Below are 12,469 nucleotides of genomic sequence, written 5' to 3'. Positions count from 1 at the left end.
AAAGAGAGGTGGCGCGCCATGCCGCATGACGAGAACCAGGGAAGCAGGCTGAGTCTGCTGCTGTTTTATTTTCTCGCTTTTTTATTGTTATGGGAATGGCTCAGGCCGCTGCACAATTTTACGGATACAAAACATACCGGTTTTTTCATCGTTTTTATCGGTTTGGCATTTCTGCTGTCATTCTTCCGGATGAGGTGGTACGTCACCGTGCCGTCCTGCATTCTGTTTACGTTGATCAGTATTCACATCCTGTTTTATAAAGGTTCTATTTTTCAGCCGGAATGGCTCGTTTCTTTTTTGCGGGACGTGATGCAAAATGCCCGCCACATCGGGACCGGAAGATGGAATGATATGAATCCGTCATTCCGCACATTGCTGTTTTTTGTGCTTTTATGGCTGCTCGTGTATTTGCTGCATTACTGGGTGATCTATCAGCGGAAAATATTATTCTTTTTTATCATGACGGTGGCGTATATCACCGTGCTTGATACGTTTACTCCTTATGATGCCGCATACGCCGTCATCCGGATCGTCTTTATCGGCTTTCTGATGATGGGGCTTTTGTATATGGAGCGCATCCGGCTTACGGAACACATAGCGTTTAAAAAAAGATTGATACTCAAATGGTTTCTGCCGCTGATGCTGTTTATCTGCGCTTCCGTCGTGTTCGGTCTGGCGGCTCCGAAATCAGACCCGAACTGGCCGGACCCCGTGCCGTTTCTTAAAAAAATAACAAACCACAAAGAAGTGCCCGCCGCCGAAAGCAAAATCGGCTACGGCAATCATGATGAAACATTGGGCGGCCCTTTTCAGGAGGATGATACGCCGGTTTTTACATGGAAGGGAAAAGAACGGGCGTACTTCCGGGTGGAAACGAAGGATACATACACGGGGAAAGGCTGGGTGGAGACCGATCAGGGCATGTCCTATAAACTGAACGGCGGCAACGTGGAAGATATATGGTTTGACCGGAGTGTGCAGACGAGACGATATACGGCACAGGTGTCCATTGATGAGAATTATCTCTATAATCACGTCATGTATCCGATCGGCGTCTCCAATATTAAACCGAAGCACTCGATTCAGCTTGAAATGAACGGAAACACCGAGCAAATTACGCCGGTCAGTGAACAAGTGGGCAACATCCGCAATATGGGACGGTACACGGTGACTTTTCAGGCGCCCGTCTTTAAGCTGAATGATCTCAGAAAAGTGAAAGTAAAACGATACCGTGAGCAGAATCAATTCAATGACCGGTATTTACAGGTCCCCGACAGCCTTCCGAAAAGAGTGAGACAGCTTGCGGACAGACTGACGCGGGATCATCATAATATGTTCGATAAAGCGAAGGCGATCGAGGATTATCTCGGATCTTCCGCATTTTCGTATCATACACAGGATGTCGCGGTTCCGGAGCACAATCAGGATTATGTCGATCAATTTCTGTTTGAAACGAAAAGAGGATATTGTGATAACTTTTCATCGGCAATGGCCGTGCTGCTCCGATCTGCGGGTATTCCCGCCCGTTGGGTGAAGGGTTATACATCCGGCGAGTATAAAGGGGCAGGCGACCATAACGGCCACATTTATGAAGTCACGAACAACAACGCCCATTCGTGGGTAGAAGTGTATTTTCCGGATCAGGGCTGGGTGACGTTTGAGCCGACGAAAGGCTTCACCAATCCGACGGAGTTTACGTCAGAGCAAAATCATACCGCGGCAAAAGACAGCGGAGGCTCAGCGGGGAACTCGGATGAACCGTCTGACAAGCAGCGTCAGGAAACAAAGCCGGAAAAAGAGGAAAAGCCGAAAAAGCGGGATCACAGCGCGGCACCGCAGCCTGTGATCCGCAACAAAACCGCGGCACAGCTATGGCCGTATGCAGCCATCGTCATTGTGATTTCAGCCGCGGCGGCACTCGCCTGGCTGCTCCGGGCGCGCTGGATTCCGCACGTTACAGCAGCCAGATTGAAGCGGCGAACGGATGAAGACGTCTTTTTCGACGCATATGCCGCACTGCTCCGACAGCTGAAACGAAAAGGGTTCAGCAGGGGAGACGGAGAAACGCTCCGTGATTTTGCCGCGAGGGTTGACGAGGCGCACCATACAAACGACATGTCCGAGCTGACGCTGCGCTATGAGCGTGCGTTATACCGCAGCGATAATGCCGCAAAGCTTTGGAATGAATCGGGACAGTTGTGGGAAAATATAATTAAAAGAAGATAGTCTTGACCGCATATCGTCCTGTTGTTAGAATAAATGAATGTTAAATGGGAGCCCGGGAGCGTTAAAAAGCCGGGCTTCCGGACAAGTCTTGCCGACAGAGGGCTGAACGTGTGTCCTCCGTTTTTTCTGTGTCAAAAACTTAGAGGAGATTAGGTGACAACCATGACGAAGTTAGTGAATGAAATGATTCTTGTTCTTGATTTCGGCAGTCAGTATAACCAGCTGATTACCCGCCGGATCCGTGAATTTGGCGTATATAGCGAGCTGCATCCCCATACGTTGACAGCTGAGGAAATCAAAGAAATGAATCCAAAAGGAATTATCCTTTCAGGCGGACCAAACAGTGTATATGATGAAGGATCTTTCCGCTGTGATGAAAAAATCTTTGAACTTGATATTCCTGTATTGGGCATCTGCTACGGCATGCAGCTGATGACTCATTACCTCGGAGGGAAAGTCGAGGCGGCAAGCCAGCGCGAATACGGAAAAGCGAACATTCAGATTCAAGGAACTCCTGACTTGTTCAAAGATCTTCCGGAAGAACAAGTTGTCTGGATGAGCCACGGCGACTTAGTCGTACAAGTGCCGGAAGGGTTTACGGTAGACGCGACAAGCCATCACTGCCCGAACTCGGCGATGAGCAAAAAAGACAAAAAATGGTACGGTGTTCAGTTCCATCCGGAAGTCCGTCATTCAGAATACGGAAATGACCTTCTGAAAAACTTTGTCTTCGGGCCTTGTGAATGTAAAGGCGAATGGTCAATGGAAAACTTTATCGAAATCGAAATGCAAAAAATCCGCGAAACCGTCGGAGACAAACAAGTGCTTTGCGCTTTGAGCGGCGGAGTCGATTCTTCTGTCGTAGCCGTTTTGATTCATAAAGCGATCGGCGACCAGCTGACTTGTATTTTCGTAGATCACGGCCTTCTCCGCAAAGGCGAAGCGGAAGGCGTCATGAAAACGTTCAGCGAAGGCTTTAATATGAATGTCATTAAAGTTGATGCGAAAGACAGATTCTTAAACAAGCTGAAAGGTGTTTCTGATCCTGAGCAAAAACGCAAAATCATCGGCAACGAATTCATTTACGTGTTTGATGATGAAGCGGACAAGCTCAAAGGAATCGACTACCTTGCACAAGGAACGCTTTACACAGACATTATTGAAAGCGGAACGGCAACTGCGCAAACGATCAAATCGCACCACAATGTCGGCGGACTTCCTGAAGATATGCAGTTTGAACTGATCGAACCGCTGAACACTCTTTTCAAAGATGAAGTGCGCGCGCTCGGCACAGAGCTCGGCATCCCGGATGATATCGTATGGCGTCAGCCGTTCCCGGGCCCTGGACTTGGCATCCGCGTACTCGGCGAAGTAACGGAAGAAAAACTTGAGATCGTTCGTGAATCAGACGCGATTCTGCGTGAAGAAGTGGCGAACCACGGCCTTGAGCGCGACATCTGGCAGTACTTCACGGTTCTTCCTGACATCCGCAGCGTCGGCGTCATGGGAGATGCGAGAACGTATGATTACACAATCGGTATCCGTGCCGTAACATCAATTGACGGCATGACATCTGACTGGGCGCGTATCCCTTGGGATGTGCTTGAAGTGATTTCGACACGGATCGTCAATGAAGTGAAACACATCAACCGCGTCGTGTATGACATTACGAGCAAGCCGCCTGCAACGATTGAGTGGGAATAATGAGAAAAGCCTCAAATCTTTTATTTATAAAGATTTGAGGCTTTTTTAATTTACATGGTTCTAGGAATAATGGGCCTTTTATCATTAACACCGGAGAAGATGTGCAGCAGTTTTTTATATATTCGAGTTTTTTAATCAGTTGTATTCCTAATATTCTCCCTATAATTTCATTTTTTCTAATAAAACTGAATTCATAAAATATTCATTTAATAACAAATAATGTATGTTATTATGAATATATACAAATAAAACATATGATGGTTTGAGTTTTCCAAGGGGTTTTTTATCTTCTGCATTCAGTTCTTTAGAAACGCAGAAGGTTTCTAATTTGCAGAAAAAAATGTTGAAAGAGGCTCGGAAGGATGGAAAAACATATTTTATTTTTTAATGCTACTTATATTAAAAAAATTTCTACTTTGGAGACTGCTAAAAATTTGGGCTTGACGGTTTCTGTTGTCGGCCCTGAACTGCCTGAATGGTCGCGGCCATTCGTTGACCATTACATTTCCGCAAATACTTATCAGATTGATGAGACTATAGCTGTTCTGAAGGAAACTGCCAAAGAAAATCCTTTTGATGGAGTCATTACATTCTGGGATAGAGATGTGGTTCCGGTGGCGGTAACTGCCCGAGAACTTAACTTAAAGGGCAGTCCGGTGGAAGCGGCAGAACGGGCTCGAAACAAATGGAAGATGCGTCAATGTTTGAACCGCGCACAAGTTCCTCATCCAAAATATTGCAAATTTACAAATTGGACCGAATTATATCATGCAAGCATTGATATGGAATACCCATTGATCGTTAAACCTGTGGGTGCTTCTGCCAGTAAAGGCGTATTCCGAATATCAAAGCCTGAAGATTTAAATCGCGCATATCAGCAGCTGTTAAACGCCGCGGTGCCGGAAAACGATAAAATGTTTTCTTTTTATCAAAACGAGTATATTGTTGAAGAGTTTATGAACGGACAAGAAGTCAGCATTGAGGGAGTGATTTCCGACGGAGTCATTCACTTTGCAGGTGTTACTGAAAAATGGACGGATCAGTATTTCGAAGAATACCAGCATGCATTTCCCGCCAGGCTGCCGGAGGCTGTGGAACGTGAATTATTCCACATCACCAGTGAAGGGATAAAAGCTTTGGAGCTGAACAATTGTGGTTTTCATGCCGAGGTCATGATCACAGAGAAAGGGTGCAAGATTATCGAGATCAACGGTCGTCTGGGCGGCGATTTTATTACTACCCATTTGGTTCCTCTAGCCAAAGGTATAAATATAACGCGCGCAAACCTATTGGCTGTATTAGGAGAAACAATAAGCTTTGAAGCTTCGAAAAGAAGAGCTGCCTGCGTCAGGTTTTTAATTGCAGACCGTGCTGGTGTGATAGAAAAGTGGGAAGGTGTCGAATCGATCAAAGAAATGCCCGGGGTCGTTGAATTTGTTTTAGAAAAGCAGCCGGGCGATCATGTTGGCCTGCCGCCTGAAAAGTTTCATGATTCCCGGATTGCTTATGTCATCACAGAAGCTGAAGATACAGAAAAAGCGATCGAATATGCTGAAAATGCTTTATCTGAAGTGAGGTGTTTCATCAATGGAGAGGAAAAGACTGTTCCTGATCGGGATTCCTGAAACGCATATTGAGAAGGCCGTTACGAGGGCAAAACAACTTGGTTTTGACGTCTTATTAGGAGATACAGAAGCTTCATTAAAAAAATATGAGCATTTAATAAAGGAAGCTGACCAAAAAATCGCATTAGATTATACCAATCATGAGAATCTATTCTCAGTCGCTAAAGAAATCCATGACAAAGAGCCTTTAGATGCCATATTTACTTTCAAAGAAGCCGGCTTATTCAATGTATCCAAACTTCAGCAGGCATTTCATTTAAAAGGAAATCCTCCGTCTGTGGTGCAAGCATGCCTTGATAAATATACAACGCGCCGGCTTTTAAAAAAGGCAGGACTAAACTCTCCCGATTTTGGATTGTGCAGGAGCGTGGAAGACGTATACGATTTTTGGAATACATCTCAGCATCCTATCATTTTAAAGCCGAGATCTCAGCAAGGCAGTATAGGCGTCATAAAAGTTGAGAAAAAAGAGGACATTGAGGCGTGTTTTAAAGAGTGTTCAAAACATGACGAGGAGAAGTCAGTATTAGCCGAAGAATTTATAGAAGGGCAGGAAATTTCAATAGAAGCCGTTGTCTGCCAAGGCAAGGTCGACATATTTGGTGTGACCGAAAAGTTGCTATACCCCGGGACTTTTGTAGAATCTGGGCATATATCGCCGTATAAACATAAAGAAAAACATCAGGATTTGTATAAGAATCTGGTCAAGGAAGTTGTTCATGCCATGGGGATCGTATTTGGCCCCTTGCATATTGAAGGGTATCACACAAATAAAGGATTTGTGGTTGGCGAGGTACACACCCGCTATGGCGGAGACAACATAGTGACCATTACAGAAATCGCCATGAAATGTGATATGCATACACCTATTTTTGCGGAACTGGCGGGCATCCCATATCAACCGGAAAGGAAACATGCTCAAAGCGAAGTATGCGCCGTTCGTTTTTTAGAAACGAACCAAGGGGTTGTACGCGCAATCAAAGGGATCAGCGATCTCAAAATGATGGGGAATGTAGTAGATTTTCATGTAAATTGCAGTGTCGGTGATAGAATCAGACCGATCAAAAACAGCTACGATAGAGCAGGATGGATGATTGTAAAGGGGAAAAATGAGCGAGAAGTCAATCACGCATTACATGATGCGATTGACAAAATAAAAATAATCATTAGGTGAAGGGGAGAATGATGGTGAAAAACAGAAAATCATCAATTTTTAGAGATGCTTTAAACAGTAAAGGTTTGGTGAAAGTTGCGGGAGCTCATGACGGTTTAAGCGCCAAATTAGCAGAGAAAAACGGATTTAATGCCGTATGGGCAAGCGGTTTGGGAATCTCGGCTGTGCAAACTGTACCTGATGCCAGTATATTAACGATGACTGAATTTCTTGAAGCCGCCGTCATTATGAATGAATCATGCAATTTGCCGGTCATCGCTGACTGTGATTCCGGCTACGGGAACATTCACAATGTCACCCGCATGATCAAAAAATACGAAGCTGCTGGTATTGCCGGAGTTTGTATTGAAGATAAAGTATATCCAAAATTAAACTCATTTGACGACAGACAACAGATCCTTGTCAGTACTGAAGAATTTTGCGCAAAAATTAGAGCCGCAAAGATGGCTCAGCAAAATGACGATTTTGTATTGATTGCCCGTGTCGAAGCTTTAATTGCTAAATTGGGTCAAGAAGAAGCCTATACAAGAGCAAAAGCTTATGTTCATGCTGGAGCAGATGCAATTTTAATTCATTCAAAAGAACAATCGCCTGATGAAATTATTGAGTTTGTTAACAATTGGGACGTGGATGCGCCGTTGGTTGTGGTTCCGACTAAATATCCGACGCTCTCAATGGAACAGCTTGAGAAATTGGGAGTGAAGGTTTCCATCTATGCGAATCAGGCGTTGCGCGCTTCTGTTAAGGCTATAAATGATACATTCGAAAGCATTATAAATAATAAATCGTCTTTGCAGATTGAAAATGACATCGTGAGCGTTAATGAGATATTTGACATTCAAGACGTTCCGGGGATGAAGCAACTGGAGCGTTTGATCCATAGACAGCCGGCTAACTGAGGTTTTTGTATCGTGCTATTTTAAGAATGGCCCATAAAGACATTGGAGGCGTTTGAATTGAATAAAAGATTATCCGATAGAGTCATGAATATAAAACCTTCGGCCACTATGTCATTAAATGCCAAAACGAAGATAATGGTAAAAGAAGGAAAAGACATTATAAATATGAGTGTCGGAGAACCGGATCTTCATCCGCCATTAACAGCCTCATATGCAGGAATTCAGGCAATAGTGAAGGGGAAAACCGGGTATACGCCGGCAGCAGGGCTGATTGAATTAAGAGAATCCATTGTGCGATATCTGCTTAACGAACGAGGTTTAGAATATAAACCAAACCAAATAATTGCATCTGCCGGGGGAAAACAGCCGCTATATAATGTTTTTCAAGCAATTTGTGATCAAGACGACGAAGTTATCCTCCCTTCACCTTACTGGGTATCTTATCCGGAACAAATCAAACTGTCGGGGGCGGTTCCTGTTATTGTAAGCTGTGATGAAACTACAAATTTTAAAATCACACCCGAGAAGCTTGCAGAAGTAATTACCCCTAAGACAAAAGCTGTTGTTATCACATCTCCCAATAATCCGACAGGGTCCGTTTATTCAGAAAATGAACTGAAAGCTTTAGGAAATGTGTTGAAAGATTATTCTGAAATTTTTATCATTTCCGACGAAATTTATGATCAGTTTGTGTATGAGGGCAAGCATATCAGTCTGCCGCTCATTTTTCCCGAATTGCTGAATCGGACCATCATAACGAATGGATTTTCCAAAGTCTTTGCAATGACTGGATGGAGGCTCGGCTATATCGCAGCCCCATCGGATATAGCCGAAGCCATTGCCAGCTTTCAAAGCCATGCTACAGGCAGCCCGTCAACTATTTCTCAATATGCCGGTATTTCTGCTTTAAACGGTTTTGACAAGTCGATGGTCGAAGAATACAAAAAAAGACGCGATATATTAGTCGATGGTTTAAATCAAATTGAGGGCATTCAATGCGCCAAACCAAATGGAGCCTTTTATGCGTTTCCGAATGTTTCACAATTTTTCGGAACAATGTTTGAAGATCAACAAATAATTGATGCGGAGACATTTTGTCATCTTCTGTTGGAAAAACAGCACGTGTCAGCTGTTCCCGGCACAGCATTCGGAGAGCCGAAAAACATTCGTTTGAATTTTGCCATCCCAAAGGGTCTTATCACAGAGGCTTTGAAAAGAATTAATAATTTTACAACTCAGCTGGCAGTTAAGGTATAACAGAGCGCTGAAAGCTTAAACGAGCCTCTTTATATCTGCATCTAATGTTTAGGCAGGTGGTTTTTTGAAAGGCATACGATTAAGAATTCACCCTGTGGGCTGGAATATCATTTTAGGCACCTTGTTTAGCAGAATGTCAGTCTCGATGAGCATTCCCTTCCTTTCTATTTACCTAACACAAGTAAAAGGTGTTTCTCCTGCTTTGACCGGCATCATTGTTTCAGTAAGTTCGCTGGCTGGGATTGTAATGAGCTTTTACGGAGGGTATTTGTCTGATCTTTTTGGCAGGAAAATTGTGATGATAACGTCTGTATTTTGTTGGGCGCTTGTTTTTGTAAGTTTTATGTTTGCAGATAGTGTACTCGCATTTTTTGTCATCAATGCGCTTAACGGGCTGTGTCAATCTATCTTTGAACCGGCGTCAAGAGCATTATTATCCGATATAAGCAAAGAAGAAAATCGTTTGAAGATGTTTAATTTGCGGTATACTGCGATTAATATCGGCGTAGTTTTCGGTCCTCTTTTAGGCCTTAGATTGGGAGCTGCCAAGACGGCTCTCCCATTTCTGTTCGCAGGTTTTACATATTTTCTTTATGGTCTATCTCTCGTATTTTCATTCCGAAAATTTAAATTAGATGAGAACAATCGAAAAGAAAATAAAACGACTATTGCTACGGCTTTTAATGTGACAAGGAAAGACAAGGTTTTTCTTATCACATTACTTGGAGTGATATTATCAATATCCGGATATGCGCACTTTTCTACAACATTGCCCCAATATTTTGCCGCCAAAATAGAGGACGGGGTGACCATATTTTCATGGCTTTTAGCTTTGAATGCAATTGTCGTCTTAATCGTTCAATACCCTATTGTGAATATCATGAAAAAGTTCCCGCCGATTCATTCAATCATTCTGGGAAATGCTTTAATTAGTTTCAGTTTATTATTTTTTTCGCTATCGTCCAACCCATTCATATGGGGCTCTATCGTCGTGTTTTTCACAATAGGGGAAGTTTTGATTTTTTCGATGGTTGATATGCTGGTGGATGAAATTGCAAAACCAGGCTTCAAAGGGACATACTTTGGAGCAGCAGGCTTTAACCGTTTAGGAAATGTAATCGGTCCTTGGCTGGGAGGGATTCTTCTTTCCTTTTTTGGTGTAAACGGGTCCTTCTATATGTTTTTGATCATTTTTATAACGACAGCCTCGGGAATTCCGGTTTTATTTTTGGCAAAAAAACATCTTGATAAGAGCGGACATTCAAAAGTTGATGTAACAGAATCTCATAGGAGTTAAATGTTTTAACACAATGAAGAATTAATGGCAAAGTCTTTGAACCTCAAAGGTTTAAAGGCTTTTTTCTTTTCAGCAGCGCCCCATCAGAATGGGAAACAAGAGTGTTTATATTTTTGGGGAGAGGAATACAGAGTGAACGGCGAACAAAGAAGGTATTAATCTAAGGGACTGACCCCATAAGATGAGACAAATAAAAAACACCTTCAAGTTTGAAAACGGATCGTTGTTATCCGAAATTAGACTTTGAGGCGTTTTTTTTCATCTTTTTGAAACCGTTTTGCCCTGATTCATATCTAACAGCATAGGAGGTGGATAAGGTGAAGGAAGAACGATTGATCAAAAAGGCGAAAAAAGGTGATGCCGCAGCCTTTGAAAAACTGATCACAGCACACCAGGATACTTTATATAAAACAGCTTATCTCTATTTGCATCACAAGGAAGATACGCTGGACGCTGTTCAGGAAACGGCTTACAAGGCTTTTCTTCATATCGCGCAGCTGAAGGAGCCGAAATATTTTAAAACGTGGCTGATCCGGATTTTGCTTCATACGATTTTTGCGATGAGGAAAAAGCACGGTGACGTCATCCCGTTTGAGCCGCAGCATGATACGCGCGCGGAGAATAAGAACATTGAAGAATACATAGATCTTCGGAATGCCCTGGAAACGCTTGACGAACATATACAGCTGACCATTCAGCTTTATTATTTTCAAGATTTCTCGATTGCTATGATCGCTGAACAGACCGGTATGGCGGAAGGCACTGTAAAAACGCATCTGCACAGGGCGAGAAAAGCATTGAAGCAGGAGCTGGAAAAGGAGGATAAACATATATGGAAAAGCATCAAATGAAGCAATTGTATCAGGACATTGACGTGCCGAAAGCTGAATTGAAAAATGTGATACACAGCGCCGCTGTCCGTGTCGGAAAAGAAGGCGCCGTCAGACGGAGATGGGGAAGAAAACTGATAAACGGACTCGCGGTTGCTGCTGCTTTGTTTATTCTGTATCTGTCCTCAGGCTTATTCATGCCCTCCGTTAATACGGCTATGGGAAACATTCCTGTTGCCGGACAAATTTACAGTCTGTTTCAGGATAAGGCAGGTTCTGCGCTGTTTAAAAGCAATTTGGTGACAAAACTGAATGAGAAAGCGGAATCACGCGGAATCACGGTGACAGTGAAAAGTGTGTATTACGACAGCGGACAGCTCGTTTACAATTTTACCGTTGACAATTTGAAATCAGATGAGGAGAGCATCTCTTTTCAAGTTGATTATAAAGATCCATGGAATATGTTAGCAGAGGATTATGACAACAGTGATATGAAAAAAATGAAAGACGGACGGTACGCGGGACAGCTTCGCCTGTTCACGGACGGCTCAAAGCTGAAAGACGGTGATAAGCTTCCGCTTGTCATTACAAAAATCAAGGACATCCCGGGAAACTGGCGCTTTACACTCCCTATTAAAAAACAAAAGTCCGTTTCTCTGGAAGGAACGAAAGCTGTGAATGTAAATCACGGATTATACCGCTTTTTCGATATCCGGGCGGAAAACGGAACGACGGGATCGGCTCTCCTGTATTCTATCGACTTCTATGATGCAGCCAAAAATGATGCCATCTCGATTTACGAGGCAACGGATGATGCCGGAAACCATTATGAAATGACGGCGTCGAATATTGAACTTGGCGGCAGAAAGAATCTTCCCGGCGGCGGGAAAAGAATACGCGGCCAAACTCAATTCAGCAAACCGATAGACCCGAAAGCGAAAACACTTTTCATAACGGGCGATATAAAAACAGAATCAGAGCCGGGAGAAATCGTGCCTCTGAAAACAAAACTGCCCGTCAGTTATAAAACGAAACATCATCATGTCGGCATTACCATCAAAAAGATCAAACAGCAAGGCAGAACGGTAATCGTCGATTATCAATTCACCGGAATCAATTACAGCAAGGCGGATGAAGATCAGCTGATCAATGTCGGTGAGTCAATCGGTCTCGGCAATACGAAAAAAATGAAAACCTGGCCATCGCTTAATGAGTATGAAAAAGGCTATTATCTGAAAGGGAATAAGGCGAAAGTCACGAACCTTAAAACGGGTGAAATGGAATCCGTTTTTGAATTAGATGATTCAACCGATAAAGACTATTCGTTGCGCGATTTCTCATTCGATTCATACGCTTTGTACGTCAATCAAACGGTTATGAACTTGCTGGCGGATGATAAGGGGATCACATTCGCGGTGCCGGTTCGGTCTGCGGACGGAAAATGATGTCTGGAAGGC

General features: G+C 43.4%; 9 protein-coding genes. All 9 read left to right on the top strand.

What is annotated here, in order from left to right; translation table 11 throughout:
* Positions 1–18 precede the first annotated feature (18 nt).
* The 9 genes from G9F75_RS14480 (at position 19) to G9F75_RS14440 (ending at position 12,457) form a co-directional block, all read left to right on the top strand.
* On the top strand, positions 19–2,226 hold the full coding sequence (locus G9F75_RS14480; protein WP_029973754.1) for a DUF4129 domain-containing transglutaminase family protein: 2,208 nt from the start codon (positions 19–21) through the stop codon (positions 2,224–2,226).
* A gap of 162 nt (positions 2,227–2,388) precedes the next feature.
* Positions 2,389–3,930 (top strand): glutamine-hydrolyzing GMP synthase, encoded by a 1,542-nt coding sequence (gene guaA, locus G9F75_RS14475; RefSeq protein ID WP_021495197.1) that lies wholly within the window; start codon positions 2,389–2,391, stop codon positions 3,928–3,930.
* Between the two features lie 362 nt (positions 3,931–4,292).
* Positions 4,293–5,555: an ATP-grasp domain-containing protein gene (locus tag G9F75_RS14470; protein WP_014417089.1), complete on the top strand. Its 1,263-nt coding sequence runs from the start codon at positions 4,293–4,295 to the stop codon at positions 5,553–5,555.
* Positions 5,518–6,729: an ATP-grasp domain-containing protein gene (locus tag G9F75_RS14465; RefSeq protein ID WP_014417090.1), complete on the top strand. Its 1,212-nt coding sequence runs from the start codon at positions 5,518–5,520 to the stop codon at positions 6,727–6,729. Before G9F75_RS14470 ends, G9F75_RS14465 begins: the two co-directional genes overlap by 38 nt.
* Positions 6,730–6,737: 8 nt before the next feature.
* Complete coding sequence (locus G9F75_RS14460; protein WP_014417091.1) at positions 6,738–7,628, top strand: isocitrate lyase/phosphoenolpyruvate mutase family protein; 891 nt, start codon at positions 6,738–6,740, stop codon at positions 7,626–7,628.
* 57 nt (positions 7,629–7,685) lie between these two features.
* A complete protein-coding gene (locus G9F75_RS14455; RefSeq protein ID WP_167409182.1) occupies positions 7,686–8,885 on the top strand; it encodes a pyridoxal phosphate-dependent aminotransferase in 1,200 nt (399 codons plus the stop codon).
* A 64-nt stretch (positions 8,886–8,949) separates the two neighbouring features.
* The gene (locus tag G9F75_RS14450) at positions 8,950–10,182 is read left to right on the top strand and encodes an MDR family MFS transporter (RefSeq protein ID WP_061861925.1); all 1,233 of its coding nucleotides are present in this window, start codon (positions 8,950–8,952) and stop codon (positions 10,180–10,182) included.
* Positions 10,183–10,499: 317 nt separating this feature from the next.
* Positions 10,500–11,033, top strand: coding sequence for a sigma-70 family RNA polymerase sigma factor (locus tag G9F75_RS14445; protein ID WP_021495186.1), 534 nt, complete (start codon positions 10,500–10,502; stop codon positions 11,031–11,033).
* Complete coding sequence (locus G9F75_RS14440) at positions 11,015–12,457, top strand: DUF4179 domain-containing protein (protein ID WP_167409181.1); 1,443 nt, start codon at positions 11,015–11,017, stop codon at positions 12,455–12,457. The genes G9F75_RS14445 and G9F75_RS14440 overlap by 19 nt, the downstream gene beginning before the upstream one ends.
* The last annotated feature ends 12 nt before the right edge of the window (positions 12,458–12,469 follow it).

This window comes from Bacillus sp. EKM208B (assembly GCF_011800725.1).
Classification (GTDB): Bacteria; Bacillota; Bacilli; order Bacillales; family Bacillaceae; genus Bacillus; species Bacillus velezensis.
Note: the sequence above shows the minus strand (reverse complement) of the source record. Positions and strands in the feature narration are given on the sequence as shown.